Origin of the sequence: Kitasatospora sp. NPDC101235 (assembly GCF_044767505.1) — a bacterium.
GTDB lineage: Bacteria > Actinomycetota > Actinomycetes > Streptomycetales > Streptomycetaceae > Kitasatospora.
On sequence record NZ_JBIWNZ010000040.1, the window covers coordinates 47,942 to 67,238 of the forward strand.

At 71.8% G+C, this 19,297-nt stretch carries 12 protein-coding genes and 1 pseudogene; 11 read left to right on the forward strand and 2 right to left on the reverse strand.

The features are described 5' to 3' along the window. Window positions 1-13: 13 nt before the first annotated feature. The 9 genes and pseudogenes from ACIRRH_RS39155 (at window position 14) to ACIRRH_RS39195 (ending at window position 14,195) form a co-directional block, all read left to right on the forward strand. A complete protein-coding gene (locus ACIRRH_RS39155) occupies window positions 14-7,402 on the forward strand; it encodes an alpha/beta fold hydrolase (protein ID WP_403077368.1) in 7,389 nt (2,462 codons plus the stop codon). 29 nt (window positions 7,403-7,431) lie between these two features. After that, the gene (locus ACIRRH_RS39160) at window positions 7,432-7,647 is read left to right on the forward strand and encodes an MbtH family protein (RefSeq protein ID WP_403077369.1); all 216 of its coding nucleotides are present in this window, start codon (window positions 7,432-7,434) and stop codon (window positions 7,645-7,647) included. Beyond that, entirely contained in the window at window positions 7,644-8,855 is a 1,212-nt protein-coding gene (locus ACIRRH_RS39165) for a cytochrome P450 (protein WP_403077372.1), read from the forward strand. The genes ACIRRH_RS39160 and ACIRRH_RS39165 overlap by 4 nt, the downstream gene beginning before the upstream one ends. Window positions 8,856-8,900: 45 nt before the next feature. Next, a complete protein-coding gene (locus ACIRRH_RS39170) occupies window positions 8,901-10,007 on the forward strand; it encodes a pyridoxal phosphate-dependent aminotransferase (protein ID WP_403077375.1) in 1,107 nt (368 codons plus the stop codon). Further along, window positions 10,004-10,528 carry a flavin reductase family protein gene (locus ACIRRH_RS39175; protein ID WP_403077377.1) on the forward strand — a complete coding sequence of 175 codons (525 nt, stop codon included), beginning with the start codon at window positions 10,004-10,006 and terminating at the stop codon, window positions 10,526-10,528. Before ACIRRH_RS39170 ends, ACIRRH_RS39175 begins: the two co-directional genes overlap by 4 nt. After that, complete coding sequence (gene fabV / locus ACIRRH_RS39180; protein ID WP_403077380.1) at window positions 10,525-11,736, forward strand: enoyl-[acyl-carrier-protein] reductase FabV; 1,212 nt, start codon at window positions 10,525-10,527, stop codon at window positions 11,734-11,736. Before ACIRRH_RS39175 ends, fabV begins: the two co-directional genes overlap by 4 nt. Next, complete coding sequence (locus tag ACIRRH_RS39185; RefSeq protein ID WP_403077383.1) at window positions 11,733-13,232, forward strand: phytoene desaturase family protein; 1,500 nt, start codon at window positions 11,733-11,735, stop codon at window positions 13,230-13,232. The genes fabV and ACIRRH_RS39185 overlap by 4 nt, the downstream gene beginning before the upstream one ends. 63 nt (window positions 13,233-13,295) lie before the next feature. Beyond that, window positions 13,296-13,499 (forward strand): annotated as a pseudogene (locus tag ACIRRH_RS39190) (3-oxoacyl-ACP synthase); the annotation flags it as partial. An 81-nt stretch (window positions 13,500-13,580) separates the two neighbouring features. Beyond that, window positions 13,581-14,195 (forward strand): hypothetical protein, encoded by a 615-nt coding sequence (locus tag ACIRRH_RS39195; RefSeq protein ID WP_403077385.1) that lies wholly within the window; start codon window positions 13,581-13,583, stop codon window positions 14,193-14,195. A gap of 15 nt (window positions 14,196-14,210) precedes the next feature. Here the strand turns inward: ACIRRH_RS39195 and ACIRRH_RS39200 are convergent, their stop codons facing one another. Then, window positions 14,211-14,924 carry an SAVED domain-containing protein gene (locus ACIRRH_RS39200; protein WP_403077387.1) on the reverse strand — a complete coding sequence of 238 codons (714 nt, stop codon included), beginning with the start codon at window positions 14,922-14,924 and terminating at the stop codon, window positions 14,211-14,213. Between the two features lie 1,030 nt (window positions 14,925-15,954). Continuing rightward, entirely contained in the window at window positions 15,955-16,365 is a 411-nt protein-coding gene (locus ACIRRH_RS39205; protein WP_403077388.1) for an integrase core domain-containing protein, read from the reverse strand. Window positions 16,366-16,421: 56 nt separating this feature from the next. On the opposite strand from ACIRRH_RS39205, the gene ACIRRH_RS39210 reads away from it, so the two are divergent. After that, the gene (locus tag ACIRRH_RS39210) at window positions 16,422-17,174 is read left to right on the forward strand and encodes an IS30 family transposase (RefSeq protein WP_403077391.1); all 753 of its coding nucleotides are present in this window, start codon (window positions 16,422-16,424) and stop codon (window positions 17,172-17,174) included. 626 nt (window positions 17,175-17,800) lie between these two features. Further along, window positions 17,801-19,297: group II intron reverse transcriptase/maturase (ltrA, locus tag ACIRRH_RS39215; protein ID WP_403077393.1), on the forward strand; the 1,497-nt coding region annotated here is incomplete at its 3' end.

A 19,297-nucleotide genomic window follows, 5' to 3' on the forward strand; every position in this document is an offset into this window, starting at 1 on the left:
AAGGAGTACACCGATGCCGTCAGCTTCGACGAGCGAGACGCAGGAGCCCGCCACCGACGTGCGGACGGCCACCGATGAGGCGGCCGACGTCCTGGAGTTCCCGGCTACCTACGCCCAGCAGGGGCTGTGGTTCTTCTACCGCCTGAACCCGCGCAGCGCCTTCTACAACGTGTCGATGGTGCACCGGCTCACCGGTGACCTGGACACCGCCGTGCTCCGCTCGGCCCTGAACGACGTCGTCCAGCGGCACGAGGCGCTGCGCACCACCTTCCGCGCGCACGACGGCGAGCTGCGCCAGGTCGTCGCCGACGCCGTGGAGGTCGCCCTCCCCGTGCACGAGGCCGCCGGCACCGCAGCCGACGGGACGGCCCCGCACGAGCTGCCCGCGGTCCGCGAGCAGCTGACAGGGCTGATCCAGGCCCCCTTCGACCTGGAGAACGGCCCGCTGCTGCGCGCCGCCCTGGTGCGCACCGCGCCCGCCGACCACCTGCTCGTCCTGTCGATGCACCACATCGTGGTGGACGGCTGGTCGCTGGGCATCTTTCTCCGGGAGCTCGGCGAGGCCTACCGGGCCCGCCGGGCCGGCGAAGCCCCGCAGCTGCCCGAACTGGCCATCCAGTACGGCGACTACGCGGAATGGCAGGCCGAGCAGCTGCGCGGGCCGGCGCTGGAGGACGGCCTGGACTACTGGCGCGCGCGGCTGGGCGGTGATCTGCCCGAGCTGCGGTTGGCCACCGACCGGCCGCGCCCGGAGACCCGCTCGTTCGCCGGCGCCCGCTTCGACTTCACCTTCGACGAAGAGCTCACCGCGCGGCTGAAGGAGATGTGCCGGGCGGAGGGCGTCACCCTGTACATGGCGCTGTTCGCCGGCGTCTCCGCGATGCTGCATCGCTACACCGGGCAGGACGACTTCATCCTCGGCACCCCGATGGCCGGGCGCGACGACGCCCAGACCCAGCCGCTCATCGGCTCGTTCGTCAACACCCTGCCGATGCGCGCGGACCTCTCGGGCGACCCGTCCTTCACCCGCCTCCTGGGTCGCGTGCGGGAGATGAGCCAGGGCGCCTACGCGCACGACGACATTCCGTTCGAGAAGATCGTGGAGGACGTCGCACCGCAGCGCGGCATCGGTGCCAACCCGCTGTTCCAGGTCACCTTCGCGCTCCAGAACTACGAGCTCGGCGGGTTCGAGCTGGACGGCGTCCGCGCGGAGCGGATCGCCGTCGAGGAGGGCACCGCCCGCTTCGACCTGGAGGTGCACTGCTGGGACGACCCGCACCGGCTGCGCGGCTCCTTCGTCTACAGCACCGACCTGTTCGACCGGGTCACCATGGAGCGCATGGCGGCGCACCTCACCAAGGTGTTCGAGGGCGCGCTGGCGGACCCGTCCCGGACCATCGGCGAGCTGTCCCTGCTCACCGCGGACGACCGCCGGATTTTGGACGCGGTGGCCGGGCCGGACACAGGCACGGCCGCGGGGTTCGACGCCGACGCCACCGTGCCGCGGCTCTTCGCCGCCCAGGTGGCGGCCCGCCCCGGGGCCACGGCCGTACGGGCCCCCGGCGCCACCCTGTCCTACGCGGAACTCGGCGCGCGGGTGAGCACGCTCGCCGCCCGGCTGCGCGGCGCCGGGCTCATCCCGGACGCTCGGGTCGGCCTGCACCTCGCCGGGCCGGTCGACCAACTGGTGGGCACCCTGGCCGTCCTGGAGGCGGGCGGCGTGTGCGTGCCGCTGAACCCCTCCGACGACCCGGCGCTGCTGCGCCGCTCGGCCCGCCGCACCGGGCTCGCCCTGCTGCTCACCCGGGGCGCGGCCGGCGACTGGGCCGACGGGCTCGCCGTGGTGGACCTGGACGCCGCCGATTCGGACCCCGCCGACCCGGACGCGACGCAGGCGCCCGCGCAGCCCGCCGGCTCCGCCCCCGCCCTGCTGCTGGACGTGCCGGGCGGCCCGCTCGTCCTCGACCACGCGGGCCTCGCCGACCGGCTGGCCAGGCTGTCCGCGCTGACCGCGCTGACCGCCGATGACGCCGTCGCCCGGCACGCGGCCTGGGGCCAGGAGCGCGCGGTGTGGGAGGCGCTGCTGCCGGTCTGTCACGGGGCGAGCCTGCTGGCCGCCGACGGCGCCGACCTCCCCGAGGACGCCACCGTGGTGATCGCCGCGGACTCCGAACTGTCCGCCCTGCTCGCCGCGGACGAGCCGGGTGTCTCCCCGCGGGCGCTGCTGTGCCTGGCCTCGGTGCCGTCGCCCGTGCTGGCCCGGCGCTGCCACGACCGCTTCGGGCCCGCGGCGCGTTGGGTGTACGCCACCCCGCAGGCGGGCCCGGCCGGTGTCGCCGAGGCGGCCCCGGCGGACGCGGCCGTGCTGTTCACGCCGCTGCGCCCGGTCCGGGTGCTGGACGCGCACGGCGCCCCCGTCCCGGTCGGCGTCCCCGCGGCGGTGCACGGCGGCGGTCCCGGTCTGGCCCGCCCCGCCGCCGGGAACGGCCCGGTGGCCTGGGCCGTCGGCGAGGACACCGGCCGGATCATCGCCGAGGGGAAGCTGGAGCTCCTCGGCCGCCGCCCCGGCACCGCCGTGGTCTCCGGCGTGCCCGTCGACCTGGCCGAGGTGACGGCGGCGATCCTGGCCGAGCCGACGGCCGCCGAGGCCGCGGTCGTCGAGCGTCGCACCACCGCCGGGCACACCGAGCTGGTCGCCCATGTCGTCCGCCGTGGTCAGCTGACCGCGCAGCGCGTCGGGCAGGCCGCGCGTGCCGCGCTGCCCGCCGGAGCCGTCCTGGCGGCGGTGGTGTTCGTCACTGCCCTGCCGCGCACCCCCGGCGGTCGGGTGGACACCGCCACGCTGGGCGAACTGCCAGTCCTGGACGAGGAGTTGGCTGGCGCATGGGAGCAGGCGCTGGCCGAGCGGGGCGTCCCCGCAGTGGTGGTGGTCGCGGAGCGCGATCCGGCCCTGGCCGCCGACGACTTCGTCGATCCGCGGGCCCTCGCCCGCGACACCGCACCCGAGCACGCCGAGGGCGCCGAGGGCACCGCGACCGGCGGTGCCGGGGCGGCCGGGCCCTCGGACGTGCTGGCGATCAGCAGTGGCGGGCCCGCGCTGGACCCGGGCGCCGTGAACCTGGCCGAGGTGCTCCGCCGGGTTGCCGCTGACCCGGCCTCCGGTGACATCGTCTACGTCTCGCCCGAGGGGGCGGAGGACCACCAGTCCTACGCCGAGCTCCGCGACGAGGCCTCCCGGGTGCTGGGCGGGCTCCGCGCGCTGGGCGCGCGCCCTGGCGACAAGGTGATCCTCCAACTCGTTGACAACCGCGACTTCGTGACCAGCCTGTGGGCCTGCGTGCTGGGCGGGTTCGTCACCGTGCCGCTCGCCGTGTCGCCCACCTACGCGGAGGACACCGCCGCCACCAACAAGCTCGCCGGCGCCTGGACGCTGCTCTCGGGGCCGCTGCTGCTCACCGACCGTACGCTTGCCAGCCCGGTGCGCGGGCTGGGGGAGCGGCTCGGCTGGTCGGAGCCCCGGATCGCCGTGCTCGACGACCTGCGCGACGCCCCGCAGGCCACCGACTGGCACGATTCCCAGGGTGAGGACTTGGTCCTGCTGCTGCTGACCTCCGGCAGCACCGGCCGCCCCAAGGCCGTCGAGCTGCGCCACCGCAACGTCCTGACCCGTACAGCGGCCGCCCAGCACGTCTACGAACTGACCGAGCGGGACGTCTCGTTCAACTGGATGCCGCTGGACCACGTAGGCGGCATCGTGATGTCCCACATCCGCGACGTCTTCGTCGGCTGCCGGCAGATCCAGGCCCCCACCCAGTGGGTGCTCGCCGATCCGCTGCGCTGGACGGCCAAGATGGCCGAGCACCGGGTGACCACCACTTGGGCGCCGAACTTCGCCTTCGGCCTGATCGCCGAGCGGGCCGACCTGCTTGCCGGGCAGGACTGGGACCTCAGCGCCCTGCGCCTGATCATCAACGGCGGCGAGGCGATCGTCCCCCGGGCCACCCGGCGCTTCCTGGAGGCGCTGGCCCCGCTCGGGCTGCCCGCCGCCGCCATGCGTCCGGCCTGGGGCATGTCGGAGACCTCCTCGGGCGAGGTCGACGACCGCTTCGACCTGGCGAGCTCCGACGACGACGACCAGTTCGTCTGCGTCGGCGCGCCCTTCCCGGGGTTCACCATGCGGATCGTCGACGCTGACGACGCCGTCGTCCGCGAAGGGGTGCCCGGCCGGCTCCAGGTCCAGGGTCCGGCGGTCACCTCCGGCTACCACCTGAACCCCGAGCAGAACGCCGAGTCGTTCACCGCGGACGGCTGGTTCGAGACCGGCGACCTCGCCGTGCTGCGCGACGGCAAGCTGACGATCACCGGGCGCGCCAAGGACGCCATCATCATCAACGGCCACAACTTCCACAGCCACGAGCTGGAGGAGTGCGTCGAGGAGCTCGACGAGGTCGAACGGTCCTTCACCGCGGCCTGCGCGGTGCGCACCGCCGACAGCGCCACCGACGAACTGGCCCTGTTCTTCTGCCTCAAGGAGGGCGTGGCCGAGGCCGAGGCGATCTCCCGGATCCGCGCCAAGTTGGTGCGCGAGGCCGGTGCCAACGCCTCCTACCTCGTGCCGGTCACCCGGGAGCGCATCCCCAAGACCGAGATCGGCAAGATCCAGCGCACCCTGCTGCGCAGGCAGTTCGAGGCCGGCGAGTTCGCGGCCGAGCTGCGGGGCACCGGAGCCGGAGCGGACGACGAGACGGCGCTGCCCAACTGGTTCCACCGGCCGCTGTGGCGGCGGGCCGTGGCCGGGCCCCGGCCGGTCGGGCCGGTCGCCGGCCACACCCTGCTGGTCGCCGACGGCCACGGGCTTGCAGAGGCCCTGGCCGGCCTGCTGCGCGACCGCGGTGAGCGCTGCACCGTCCTCACCGCCAACACCGCCTTCGCCTCCGAGACGCACGGCGCCGTCGACCGCGTCGTCCACCTCGCCGGCTGCGCCCCGTACCAGGAGCTGCCGAAGGACCCGGCGGAGCTCGCCGCCCTCTACCGCGAGGGGCCGTTGGCTCTCGCGGAGCTGGTCGGCGCCGTGGTCAAGGCCAACCCCGAGGGCGGGCCGGTGGCCTTGACCGTGGTCGCCAGCCACAGTCAGTGGGTCCGCGAGGGCGACCGAGTGGTGCCCGAGCGGGGCGCCGCGACCGGCGTGGTGAAGTCCGTCGGCCAGGAGTACGACTGGCTGCGCGCCACCCACCTGGACGTCGAGCCGCAGCAGCCCGCGGAGCTGGCGCCCCGCATCCTGGAGCTGCTCGACGCCGCCGGCTCCGAGCCCGAGCAGGCGCTGCGCGGCGGGGAGCGCTGGGTGCGCCGGATCGAGCGGCTGCGGGCCGCCCTTCCCGCGCCCACCGGCTTCGGCCGCGGCGAACTCGTCGTGGTCAGCGGCGGTTTGGGCGGCCTCGCCGCCGAGACCGCGGCCCACCTGCTGTCCGTCCACGGAGTGCGACTGCTGCTGCTGGGCCGCACCGCGCTGCCGGCCGAGGAGGCCTGGGGCGAGGCGCTCGCCGCCGGCGGGCCGGCCGCCGAGCGGATCGCCGTGCTGCGTCGGCTGCGTGCCCTGGGCGAGGTCCACTACGCGGCCGCCGACGTCACCGACGAGGCCGCCGTGCGCGCCGCCGTTCAGGAGTCCGAACAGCGCTTCGCGGCGCGGGCGGCCACCGTGCTCCATCTCGCCGGCCACTTCCACGAGGCGCCGGTGACCGAGGCGGGCGAGGCGGACTGGGCCGAGGTCACCCGGGCCAAGGTGCTCGGCGCCGCCGTCCTGCACCACCTCGTCAAGGACCGGCCGGGGGCCCGCTTCCTGTCCTACTCCTCGGTCAACGGCTTCTTCGGCGGCGCCAACGTCGCCGGTTACGCCGCGGCCAACGCCTTCTTGGACGCGCTGGCGGTCCACCAGTCCACCGAGCACGGCATCCGGGCCCAGAGCCTGGGCTGGACCATGTGGGACGAGCTGGGCCTCAGCCGCGGCTACGCCCTGAAGGCCCTGACCGAGGCCCGCGGCTACCGCGTGCTCGCCCCCGAGCAGGCCGTAGCCTCCCTCGACGTCGCCCTGCGGCACGGTATCCCGCAGCTGCTGATCGGCCTGGACCACACCGCCCCGTGGGTGGCCGGCCGGCTGCTGACTGCCGCCGCGCCGCTGCACCGGCTGGTCGGCTACCGCACCGCCGGGTCCGCCGAGGCAGGCCGGGGCCTGCCCGGCCTGCCGGACCGCTACGGGACCCGTACGGACTGCGAGTTCGCCACGGTGGCCGAGCTGCCCGTCACCGAGGGCGGAGAGGTTGACCGCCGGCGTCTGGCCGAGGCGGGCGGCGCCGGTGCCGCGGCCGCCGCGGCCGACGACCGCCCGCACAGCGCGGCCGAGCAGGCCATCGCCGCGATCTGGTGCGACCTGCTGGGCCTGGCGGAGGTCGGCGTCCACGACAACTTCTTCGACATCGGTGGGCACTCGCTGCGCGCGGCCATGCTGCTCAGCCGGCTCCGCGCCGAACTGGGCGTGGACCTGACCATCGCCTCGCTCTTCGAGAACCCGACGATCGCCGGCCTGGCCCGGCAGCTCGACCCGATGACGGCCCAGGACCCACTGGCCGTGGTACTGCCGCTGCGCCGCGAGGGCGACGCCGAGCCGCTGTTCTGCCTGCACCCCGGCGGCGGCATCAGCTGGTGCTACGCCGGCCTGCTCGGCGGCCTGCCGGACCGGCACCCGGTCTACGGCATCCAGGCCCGAGGGCTGGATGGCGAGGAGCCGCTGCCCGCGACGCTGGACGAGATGGTCGACGACTACCTGGCGCAGGTGCGCGAGATCCAGCCGACCGGCCCGTACCACTTCCTCGGCTGGTCGTTCGGCGGGGTGATCGCCCACGCCATGGCGACCAGGCTGACCGCCGAGGGCCACCGGGTCGGCGTGCTGGCGATGATCGACGCCTGGCCGGCCGACCCGGAGCTCGACCCGGAGTTCGGTGACGACCTGAACGTCGAGAAGGAGATGCTCGGCGCCCTGCTCGCCGACGCCGGGTACGAGGGCCCCGTCGACGAGGAGCTCACCCGCACCCAGGCGCTGCGGATCCTGCGCAGCGAGGGCAGCCCGCTCGGCAGCCTCACCGAGGAGAGCATCACCTCGCTCGTCGCCATCGCGACCAACAACATCAAGCTGCGCGCCCGCCAACTCCAGCCGTACGACGGCGACTTGCTGCTCTTCCACGCGGACGGCGACGACCGCGACGCGCAGGCCGTGACCCGCAGCTGGCGGAGGTTCAGCACCGGCCGGATCGACAACCGCCCGATGCCCTACGGCCACAACAGCATCATCCACCCCAAGCCGCTGGCCGAGATCGGCGCGGCCGTCGGGGAGCGGATGGCGAACGGATGACCAGCCCGGCAGCACCACAGGAGACGACCATGACCAATCCGTTCGACGACCCGGGCGGCATCTACCGCGTATTGGCCAACGACGAGGGCCAGCACTGCCTCTGGCCCGAGGCGCTGGACGTCCCGCAGGGCTGGAACACCCTGCGGGGCGCGGGCACCCGGCAGGAGTGCCTCGACTTCATCACCGCGAACTGGACCGACCTGCGCCCGACGAGCCTGGCGGCCGGCGAGGACGGCGCCCGGTGAACGACGCGAGGACGTCCGTCGGCGTCGACCTGCTGGACCCCGGCGTCTACGCGGTGGAGAACCAGCCGCGGCTGTGGCGGCGGCTGCAGAACGAGTGCCCGGTCGGCTGGCACGAACCCTCGCCCGGCGTCCCCGGGTTCTGGGTGCTGTCCCGCTACGCGGACATCATGGAGGTGTTCAAGGACACCACCACCTTCAGCTCGGCCCGCGGCAACATCCTGGGCACCCTGCTCGCCGGCGGCGACCCCGCCGGCGGGCAGATGCTGGCCGTCACCGACCCGCCGCGCCACCGCGACCTGCGCCGCATCCTCCAGGGCGGGTTCTCGGCCCGCTCGATGCGGCGTATCGCCGACAGCGTCCGGGTGGTGGCGCGGCGGCTGGTCGCCGAGGCCGTCGAACGCGGCGGCTGCGACTTCGTCGCAGACATCGCGGCGCGCATCCCGCTGGAGGCGATCTGCGAACTGCTCGCCGTCCCGATCGAGGACCGCGCCCGGATGCTGGAGCTCACCTCGACGGCGCTCGACGCGCGGAGCACGCCGATGGAGGCGGCCAGGGCGCAGAGCGACATCATGAACTACTACGCGAAGCTGGTGCCCGAGCGTCGGGCCAACCCGCAGGACGACGCCGTGAGCATGCTCGCGGCCGGGGCGATCGACGGGCGGCCGCTGAGCGAGGTCGAGGTCTTCCTTAACTGCTACAACCTGATCATCGGCGGCGACGAGACCACCCGTTTCTCCGGCGCTGGTGGCCTGCTCGCGCTGATCGAGCACCCGGACCAGTGGCAGCTGCTCAAGGAGCGGCCCGAGGTCATCGACAGCGCCGTGGAGGAGATCGTCCGCTGGACCTCGCCCGCGCTGCACATCGCGCGGGTCGCGACGGCCGACACTACCGCCCGCGGAGCCCGGATCGCCGCGGGCGACATCGTCACCCTGTGGATCGGCGCGGCCAACCGGGACGAGGAGGTGTTCGACGACCCGTACGCCTTCGACCTGGCGCGCACCCCCAACAAGCACATGGCGTACGGCTTCGGGCCGCACTTCTGCCTGGGCGGCGCGCTGGCCCGGATCGAGATGCAGATCCTCTTCGAGGAGCTCCGGGACCAGGTGGGTTCGGTCAGCCTGGCCGGCGAGGTCGAGTACTCGCGGTCCAACTTCCTCACTGGCGTCAGCAGGCTGCCCGTCGCCCTCACCCCGCCAGCGGGAGCCTGACCGCACGCCCGCGCACCCGCTGACGTCCCCGACCACGGAAGAGGCATGATGCCGAGCACCACCCGCCCCCGACTGCGCCCGGCGTTGGACGCCGTCCCCGGCTACACTCCGGCCCGGGTCCCCGCCGGGACGGCGCCGGTCCACCGACTGGCTGCCAACGAGAGCCCCTACCCGCCGCTGCCCGGCGTCCTGGAGCAGCTCGCGGTTACCGCCGGGGACGCCAACCGCTACCCCGACATGGGGTGCCGCGAGCTCATCGCCGAACTCGCCGCCCGGCTGGACGTCCCGGCCGCGCACATCGCGGTGGGCACCGGCTCGGTCGGCGTCACCCAGCAACTGCTGCAGATCACGGCTGGCCCGGGCGACGAAGTCCTCTTCGCCTGGCGCTCCTTCGAGGCGTATCCGGTGATGACCCGGCTCGTCGGCGCGGTACCCGTCCAGGTGCCGCTGACCCGCGACGAACGGCACGACCTCCAGGCCATGGCCCGGGCCGTGACCGAGCTGACCAGGCTGGTCATCGTCTGCAATCCCAACAACCCGACCGGCACCGGCGTGGGCCGCGCCGAACTGGAGGCGTTCCTGGATGCGGTGCCGGCCGACGTCCTGGTGGTCCTGGACGAGGCGTACGTCGAGTTCGCCGACGACCCGGACCTCCCGGACGGCGTCGAGCTCTACCGCGACCGCCCCAACGTCTGCGTGCTCCGCACCTTCTCCAAGGCGCACGGACTGGCGGGCATGCGGGTCGGCTACGCCGTCGCGCACGAGCCGGTGGCCGCGGCGCTGCGCAAGGCCGCCGTCCCCTTCGGGGTGAGCCAGCTCGCCCAGGACGCGGCGGTCGCCTCGCTGCGCGCCGAGTCCGCGATGCACGAGCGCGTCGCGGCGCTGACGGCCGAGCGCGCCAGGGTCGTCGGGGAACTGACGGCCCAGGGCTGGACCGTCGCGGCCACGCACGCGAACTTCGTGTGGCTGCGCCTGGGCGAGCGCACCGCGGAGTTCGCCGGCCTGTGCGCCGCGGCGGGGGTGTCCGTCATGGCGTTCCCGGACGAGGGCGCGCGGGTCAGCATCGGGGAGGCCGCGGCCAACGACGCGTTCCTGCGCTGTGCGGCGCAATTCTGGAATGAGCAGGCGGGGGAGCGGCAGTGCAGCGCATGACCACCGCCGTGGCGGAGACCAGCTTCAAGGACGTGATGGCGGGCGTGGGCGGCCCGGTGACCATTGTGACCGCCTTCGACGAGGGCGCGCCGCACGGCACCACGGTCACCGCGTTCGCCTCCCTCTCCCTCGACCCCCCGATGGTCACCCTCGCGCTGAGCGAGGGCTCCACGCTGCTCCCCAAGATCATCCGGTCGGGACGATTCGGGGTGAACCTGCTGGCCGCCTCCCAGGAGGAGCTGGCCACCCGCTTCGCCCGGCGCGACGTGGACCGTTTCGTCGGCGCGCACTGGCACACCGACAGCGGGCTGCCGCGGCTGGCCGGTTGCCTCGGCTGGGTCGCCTGCGACGTGGCGCGGACCGTCCCTGGCGGCGACCACCTGTTGATCCTCGGGTCGGTGACGGATGCTCAGCGGACGAACTCCCCGGAATCTCCGTTGATCTACGTGGATCGGGCCTTCGGTATGCTCCGTCCGGGCCTTGGGACCATGCCCGCCGTCACGTCAAGGACTGTTTCATGAGCGAACGCATCATCACTCCGCGCAACCGTGGTTTCCTCTTCCTGGATGCGCACCCTGCGGGCTGCACCCGCCTGGTGAACGACATGTGGCGCTCGGTCGCCGCCCGGCCCGCCGAGGTCCTCGGCGAGGACGCGCCGGTGGCCCTCGTCATCGGCTCCTCCTCCGGCTACGGACTGGCCGCCACCGTCGCCGGGCTCGCCCGCGCCGGGATCCGCGGGGTCGGCGTCTCCTTCGAGAAGGCGCCGACCGAGCGCCGGACCGGCACCGCCGGCTGGTACCGCACCGCGGCGACCGCCGAACTGGCCGAGCAGGCCGGGCGGGAGATGCACTTCCTCAACGGCGACGCGTTCTCCGACGCCATGAAGGACCAGGTCGCCGACCTGATCGAGGAGCGCTTCGGCCGGCTCGACCACCTGATCTACTCGGTGGCGGCCCCCCGTCGCACCGACCCCGAGACGGGCGTCACCTACGCCTCGGCCCTCAAGCCGATCGGCGCCACCGCCCGCACCCAGACCCTGGTCTTCGACGAGGACGGCAAGCCGGACGTCCGCGAGGTGTCGACCGAGCCGGCCGACGAGGACGAGATCGCGCAGACCGTCGCCGTGATGGGCGGCACCGACTGGGAGCGCTGGGTGTCCCACCTGGCTGGCCGCGGGCTGCTCGCCCAGGGCTTCAGCACGGCGGCCCTCTCGTACATCGGCTCCCCGCTGACCGCCGACATCTACCGGCAGGGCACCATCGGCGCGGCCAAGGCCCACCTGGAGCGGACCGCCCGGACGCTCGACGCGCGGCTGGGCGAGCTCTGCGGCGGGCGCGCGGTGACCTCGGTCAACGGGGCCGCCGTCACCCAGTCCTCCACCGCCATCCCCGGCATCGCCCTGTACACGGGCCTGCTGCGGGGCGTCCTCGGCGGCGACATGGTCTCCCCGGTCGACCAGCTCTCGGAGCTGTGGGACCAGCTCACCGGCGTGCGTCCGCTGGAGACGGACGAGGAGGGCCGGGTGCGGCTGGACACCTGGGAGCTCACGGACAAGGTGCAGGATGCCGTTGCCGAGCGCTGGCAGGCCGCCACCACCGAGACCATCACGGACCTCGCCGACCTGGACTGGTTCCGGGGCAGCGTCCGGCAGCTGTACGGCTTCAGCGTCCCCGGCGTCGACTACTCCGCCTCGGTCGAGACCGATGTCGCCTGGCCCGCCAGTCGATGAACGGACCCGACGTCGCGATCGTGGGGACCGGCCCCAACGGTCTGGCGGCCGGAGTGACGCTGGCGCGCGCCGGACTGGGCGTCGTGCTCCACGAGGCCGCCGACCGGTTGGGCGGCGGCCTGCGCACGACCTCGCTGTTCGGTGACGAGGTGGTGCACGACATCTGCTCGGCGGTGCACCCGATGGCCGCGGCGTCCCGGTTCTTCCGCGAGTTCGACCTGGCCGTGCGGGGCGTGGAGCTCATCCAGCCCGAGATCGGCTACGCGCACCCGCTGGACGGCGGCCGGGCCGCACTGGCCCACCGCGATCTCGACGTCACCTGTGACCTCCTCGGCCTGGACGGCAAGCGCTGGCGCCGCCTGATGGAGCCGCTGGTGGCCCACAGCACGGGCATCGTGGACCTGGCGCTGTCCGGCGGGCGCGCCCTGCCGGACGACTGGGCGGCCCCGTTTCTGATGGCCGGCCGGGCACTCGCGCACGGCACCGCGCTCGCCCGCGGGCGGTTCGCCACCGAGGAGGCCGGCGCCCTGCTGGCCGGCGTCGCCGCGCACGGCATCGGCCGGCTGCCCAGCCTCGCCGCCGGCGTGGTCTCCGTGCTGCTGGGCCACCTCGCCCACAGCACGGGCTGGCCCGTCCCCCGGGGCGGCAGCGTTCGGATCGCCGAGGCGATGGCCGCCGACATCACCGCCCACGGCGGCACCTTCCAGCTGGGCCGCACCATCACCGACTTGTCCGAGCTGGGCGGCGCCCGCGCCGTGCTGCTGGACACCGGGGTGAAGGGGCTGCTGGGCATCGCGGGCGACCGCCTGCCGCCCGGCTACGTGCGCCGGCTGGCCCGGTACCGCTACGGCCCCGGCGCGGCCAAGGTGGACTTCCTGGTGTCGGAGGCCATCCCGTGGGCTCATCCGGAGCTGGGCCGGGCCGGCACGGTGCACCTTGGCGGGAACCAGGCGGAGGTCTACCGCACGGAGTCGCTGACCGCCCGGGGCGTCGCCGTCGACGAGCCCTTCGTCCTGCTCGTCGACCCGGCCGCCGTCGACGACACCCGGGCCCGCCCGGGCAAGCGCCCGGTCTCGGCCTACGCCCACGTGCCGCACGGCGACGACCGGGACCCGGTGGACTTCGTCCGTGCGCGCATCGAGCGCTTCGCACCCGGCTTCGGCGACACCGTGCTCGAGGCGCGCGGCATGAGCGCCCGGCAGTTCGAGGCGTACAACCCCAACTACGTCGGCGGCGACATCGCCAGCGGGGCGGCGACGCTCGTCCAGAGCATCCTGCGCCCCACCGCGCAGCTGGACCCGTACCGCACCCCGCTCCCCGGGGTGTACCTGTGCTCGGCCGCCACTCCGCCCGGGCCGGGCGTGCACGGCATGTCCGGCTACCTCGCGGCCCTGTCCGTACTGCGCCGGGAGTTCGGCATCACCACGCCGCCCCGGCTGGGGCCGGACGGGAATGACGCACCTCTACCTGGGACGGCCGGCTCGCGGTGTCGGTGATCCAAAAGGGGTCCTTCGCGGGCCTCGCGGAGCAAGCCACTGTCAGAAGAGGGGATTCGAGCTGTGATCGGCTCTCGCATACTGGCCCTCGGTCACTACCAGCCGGCCAAGGTGCTGACCAACGACGACCTTTCGAGGCTGGTCGACACGAGCGACATGTCGATTCGGAGCCGGGTGGGCATCAATACCCGGCACGTCGCGGAGGCCGACGAGTCGGTGACCGACATGGCGACCGAGGCGGCCGCGAAGGAACAACGTCCGGTAGGAACGTGACTGCCCCGCATCCAGGGTGCGTCAGATCCACCAAGTGTTGGTTGACGAGCTCGCCGGATCACTGGTGGCCTCCTCGTGCGGCAGAACTACGTTGAGGACCAGATCGGCATGCCCAAAGCCCATGCCCTGGCCCAACGGCTGGCCGGCATCCGGGACGACGTCGCCATCGACATCGTCGTGCAGCCTCCCTCGCACGAACTGCTGGAAGCGGCGGACCATGCCGACCTCGTCCTCGATGCCACCGTCAGCGTGACCGTCGGACGTTTCCTCGACCAGCTGGCGCAGCGCCCCCAGCGCAGAGCGGTGCTCGCCCAGATGGCAGTGGACACACGCAGCGCCTCACTGGGAATCCTCATCCTCGTCGCCCCCGCTGCCCCTTGGTGCCCCAGCGACGTCGACCAGGCAGTCGGCCGGCACGTCCTGGCCGCGCCGGATCTCGAGCCCTACCACGGCCTGTGGACCGAGCCGGCGCCCGGGGACGAGCTGCGGCCGGTCCGCGGCTGCTCCGTACCCACGTTCCACGGCTCCGCCGCCGATTTGGTCGCGACCACGGCGACCTTGGTCAACCTCCTGGGCACGCAAATGCGTGACCCGGTCTCCGGGACCCACCTGTGCGTCCAGCCCCATACCGGAGTCCAACCTGCTCACCGCTTCATCACCCACGCTGACCTGGCGCAGCAGGTGCGATGAAGCCCACCGGGTGCGTCAGCAGGTCGCCCGGCCCACCTCCAACGTGGCAACGTACCGTCCTGCCAACCGCTCGTAGATCACCAACTCGGGATGCACTTGCGGATGGTGCACGCGGCCCAGCGTCACCGCTGCGGACATGGGGACGGCCGGCAGGACATGAAGGCGCCGCAGGTTCTTCGCCCCAGTCTCCAGACTCGCCAGGAAGCCCCGCAGGGTGGTCTCCAGTGACTGCAGGGATGCCTGTTGCCGCAGGATGTCCGGGTGAGCCGGCACGCCGACCGGGCCGATCTCGTAGCGGCGCAGAACGGCGAGTTCGGCTGGGACCTCATGCCGGACTATCGTGCCGGAGACGTTCACGATCACCACGGCCTCGTCCTCAGCGGGCGCGTCGTGGTCCACGTTCACCGCGAACTCTGCCGCTGGGCCCGCCTCCACTGGCCAGGTCCACGACTGCTCGGTCCGGTGACGCTGGTACACATCTGTCGGCACGGTGTCGTCCAGCACGGATCCCAAATGCACGAGCAGGGGCAGCCGCGCGAATCCGAAGACGCTGACGTGCTGTACCGCGCCGCGCTCGATCCCCTCCCTCAACTGATGCCTGATCACGTCGTCGATGACCTTGACCGCGTACCGATAGTAGCTGCGGCTGCTCGCGGCCGCGGATTGCGCGTCCTGGGACGGGTCGCAGAACTCGCCGGGAACCTGCTGCAGGTCGACCTCTATACCCATGGCGCGCATAGGAATTCAGGAACCGCGGGAAGCGGACCATCGCGGTCACGGCGAGGGCGGCCGCATCCTTCGACAACTCGACAGCTCGTCCGTGAACCGATCCCGCCACCCGTACCACGGTGGTGGAGCGGTCCCGGCCGAGCCCCGTCACGTGCCGGATGCGGTCCTCGTGGTCCTGCTTCACCCGCCGGAGCCGCTCGACGGTGAAGACGTCCAGGGCACCCTGCGCATCGATCTCGGCGTGGTCACGGGGGCACAACAGGACCAGGTTGTCCACGTTGCCCCGCAGGGCGGGGCTCAGCGGGTGACTGCCTCGCGGCGAGCGCACGCCGGTACTCTGCCCGATGATGTGCGCCGCCTCGCCCAGGTTCAGTGTGCGCCCCGACAAGGGCCCTTCCAACAGATAGGTGTTGCACAGTGCGCACCTCCCCCCGCTGCGCACCCACAGTTCCAACCGGTCCGGGGCGGAAAGAGCTTGCCGCCGGCGTGCCGGGTGACCCCCACTCAAAATTTCTCTGCCTTCGTCGCGTCCTGCTCCCTCCGGATGTGACTTTAGGCCATAACTTCTCTTTCCGGAAGCCGAGTTGACGTGCATTCCGCTGACACCATCGTGCTGGGTGGCCCGATCGCGTAGTTCAAGCCTGTCTACCACGGCGCTCTTGGTACTCCGCTCGATCACGTGCCGGGGAGCCCGAACCGGTCGAAGGTAGGAGTACTTGGGAAGACGATTGGCTCGATGGGCTCCGGGGATCGTGGGCGTGCAGCGGACGGTGGCCTTGACCGTTGGCCTGTCCAGGCAATGCTGTACTTGCCACATGAAGTGCTCACCCACATGTGGCCCCGTGGAGTCGGTCGGAAGATTTCAAGTCCAGTGAGACGGTTGTGACGTTATGAGGTTTGTGGTGCGGGTTCCCTGCGTTTGGCTGGGTCGTTGATCCATGACGTCTTCGGGATCTCGGGTGGTCTGGGGCGGCGGCCGAAGCGTTCGGGGTGCCGTGCGTAGGCCTCGGCGAGGGTGAGGGCCCGCTGGTCACGGATCTCTTCGGCGGTGCCGAAGTGGACGCTGGCGGGCGTGTGAAGTCCGATTGAAGTTCCACCCTGATCTTGGACAGCGGGTTCTTACGCTGCCGGGGTGAAGTCGTGTTGCAGCCTGGCTCGGATTTCGAGGGGGGGTGAGGTATCCGAACTCAGGGTGCTTGCGGAGCCTGGTGCGGTTGTATTCGACTTCAATGAAGTGGAATACGTCGGCTCGGGCGGCCTCGCGACTCTCCCAGACGGTGGTGCCGATCTCCGCCTTCAGCAAGCCGAAGAAGCTCTCGGCTGCGGCGTTATCGTAGCATATGCCGGTTCGTCCGATGCTCTGCCTCAGATTCAACTTCCTTATCTCCCTGCGGAATTCGCCACTCGTATACTCCCTGGGTTCAACCGGTCGGTGCAACATCCCTGGTAGAAGAGGTGCCGGAGGTGTTGCGGGTGGCGAGGATCGGACGTCCGGGGATGTCGGATGCCCAGAAGCGGGAGATCTGGCGGCGGTGGAAGGAGGGGCAGTCTCTCAGTGAGATCGGCCGTGCGCTGGGGAAGGTGCCCGGTTCGATCCACGGGGTGGTGAAGGCGAACGGCGGTTTCGTCCCCGCTGAGCGGAAGCGGGCCGACGGCACCCTGACGCTGGCCGAGCGCGAAGAGATCTCCCGCGGGCTGGCCCGTGGCGAGTCCTTCCGCGCGATCGCCGAGCGGCTGGGCCGGGCGCCGTCGACCGTCGGTCGCGAAGTGGGCCGCCACGGCGGGCGGGCGAAGTACCGGGCGGCGGACGCTGACGAGCGGGCCTGGGACAACGCTCGCCGTCCCAAACCCTGTCTGCTGCAAGGCAATCCGCCACTGCGCGATCTGGTCGCGGCCAAGCTGGCCGCCGACTGGTCACCGCAGCAGATATCGGGATGGCTTGCCCGCCACCACGGACGCGAGGACGGTATGTACGTGTCTCACGAGACCATCTACCGCAGCCTGTTCATCCAGGCCCGCGGCGTTCTGAAGAAGGAGCTCATCGCCCACCTGCGCAGGCGGCACACCATGCGGCGATCGAAGAACTCCACCACCGCAGGCCAGGCCCGCGGCCAGATCCGCGACGCGGTCTCCATCCGCGAGCGCCCTGCCGAGGCCGAGGACCGGGCCGTCCCCGGCCACTGGGAGGGCGATCGTGCGACACGAAGTTGCACGAATTTGAGTGGGCTGACCGATTGGAGAGGCGGCTGATGGTGGGGCCGTAGGTGCAGTCACGGGTCCGTGTCCGTATGACCCGTCCCCGCCCTTGGCGTGCGATGCCGGTAACGGCGTGGTGCGAAGCCCAGGGGGAAGCCCAAGGACTCCCGTTCCATCCGGGAGTTACCGGCAAGGGGAAGACCGGACGGGTGAACGCAAGTGAACTCCCGATGATGCCTCGTGATCCCAAGCCCCGCCGATGGAAAGCACCAGCGGGGTGCATGGCTGGCCGCTGAGAAGCGGCAGGCGCTGGCCGGTAGAGGTCACTCTGGCCAGGTGGACACCGCCGCCTCGGGGTAAAGGGAGCACCCACCCCGGTCGTATCTCATTCGTGTGGAACGTGGAAACCCCGTTGGGGTCCGGGCCGTCGCGGCCCGGTCGGCTGACTGTAAGGAAGGCTCAACTCCCCAGCGGGAACAGGATGGCCCAAGAAGCCAATGCCGGAAGCCGAAAGGAAACGGGAACCCGGGGCAGCATGGCCGGCCTCTCCGCCGGTCGCCCCGCATAACCGTCCGGATACAGGTTGCTGCCTGGACCCGAAAGGGTGCTGACGTGGGCCGGGTGAGCCTGTGCGGACTCACTGGACAAGGACGACGGAACCGAGGGGCAAGTTGGACGCCATGACGGATGCGGACGGAGCGGTCCTGGCCGTTCCGACTGCCGCCGCGATGGTGAACGGACCCGAGGGCGAAGACCTGGACTGGGCGTCGATCGACTGGCGCCGGGCCGAGGAGGACGTACGGCGTCTGCGGCAGAGAATCTTCACGGCATCGCAGGCAGGGGACCTGAAGAAGGTCCGCAACTTGCAGAAGCTGATGCTCCGTTCCCGTTCGAACGCGCTCCTGAGCGTGCGGCGGGTCACGGAGATCAACGCGGGACGCGCGACGGCGGGAGTCGACGGTCAGGTGGTGCTGCTCGCCCAGTCCAAGGCCGCGCTGGCCCACTGGGTCCAGCACCAGGCCCGGCCCTGGACTCCCAAGCCCGTCAAGCGGGTGTTCATCCCCAAACCGGGGACCACGAAGAAGCGCGGACTCGGGATTCCCGTGATCGTCGACCGGTGCCTGCAAGCCGTGGCACTGGGCGCGCTGGAACCCGAGTGGGAAGCGCGGTTCGAGCCGAAGTCGTACGGCTTTCGGCCCGGCCGCGGCTGTCACGACGCGATCGGGGCCATCTACTCCACGCTGAACGGGAAGAACCCGCAACGTGTGTGGGTGCTCGACGCGGACCTGACGGCGGCGTTCGACCGTATCGACCACGACAGGCTCATGACCGCGCTCGGCACCTTCCCCGCCCGGGGACTGGTCCGGCAGTGGCTGAAGGCCGGGGTTGTGGATCGAGGTCGGTTCGCCCCGACCGAGGAGGGAACTCCGCAGGGCGGGGTGATCAGCCCGTTGCTCTTCAACGTGGCCCTGCACGGGATGGAGGAAACCGCAGGGGTCCGCTACTACACCACCGGCAGAGACGCCGGCAGCGCACAGAGCGGGAGCCCCGTGCTGGTGCGGTACGCAGACGACTTTGTCGCGATGTGCACCAGCCGTGAGCAGGCCGAACAGGTCAAGGAACGGCTGGCCGCATGGCTGACGCCCAGGGGGCTCGCCTTCCACGAGGACAAGACACGCATCGTCCACGCGGAGAGCGGGTTCGACTTCCTGGGGTTCAACGTCCGCCGGTATCACGGCAAACTGCTGATCAAGCCGAGCACAGCGGCACAACGACGGATCCGGGAACGGCTGCACACCGAGATGCTGGCCCTGCGAGGGGCCAACGCTGCGGCCGTGCTCAAGAAGATCAACCCCATCGTGAGGGGCTGGTCGGCCTACTACCGGACGGTGGTGTCCAGCGAGGTCTTCACCGCGCTGGACAACTACATGTGGAAGCTGGCCTACAAGTGGGCCAAGCACAGCCACCCGAACAAGCCGAAGCACTGGATCTCCAGCAAGTACTTCGGCCGGTTCAACAAGGCCAGGAAGGACCGATGGGTGTTCGGCGACCGCGTCAGCGGCGCCTACCTGCTCAAGTTCTCCTGGACAAAGATCGTCCGGCACCAGTTGGTCAAGGGCAGGGCGTCTCCGGACGACCCGGCTCTGGAGTCGTACTGGGCCGAGCGGCGTCGCAAG

Coding starts and splice junctions, on each gene's coding strand:
- ACIRRH_RS39155 (WP_403077368.1), top strand. CDS start 14: ATGCCGTCAGCTTCGACGAGCGAGACGCAGGAGCCCGCCACCGACGTG.
- ACIRRH_RS39160 (WP_403077369.1), top strand. CDS start 7,432: ATGACCAATCCGTTCGACGACCCGGGCGGCATCTACCGCGTATTGGCC.
- ACIRRH_RS39170 (WP_403077375.1), top strand. CDS start 8,901: ATGATGCCGAGCACCACCCGCCCCCGACTGCGCCCGGCGTTGGACGCC.
- ACIRRH_RS39175 (WP_403077377.1), top strand. CDS start 10,004: ATGACCACCGCCGTGGCGGAGACCAGCTTCAAGGACGTGATGGCGGGC.
- fabV (WP_403077380.1), top strand. CDS start 10,525: ATGAGCGAACGCATCATCACTCCGCGCAACCGTGGTTTCCTCTTCCTG.
- ACIRRH_RS39185 (WP_403077383.1), top strand. CDS start 11,733: ATGAACGGACCCGACGTCGCGATCGTGGGGACCGGCCCCAACGGTCTG.
- ACIRRH_RS39200 (WP_403077387.1), bottom strand. CDS start 14,924: ATGGGTATAGAGGTCGACCTGCAGCAGGTTCCCGGCGAGTTCTGCGAC.
- ACIRRH_RS39205 (WP_403077388.1), bottom strand. CDS start 16,365: ATGTTGCACCGACCGGTTGAACCCAGGGAGTATACGAGTGGCGAATTC.
- ACIRRH_RS39210 (WP_403077391.1), top strand. CDS start 16,422: ATGTCGGATGCCCAGAAGCGGGAGATCTGGCGGCGGTGGAAGGAGGGG.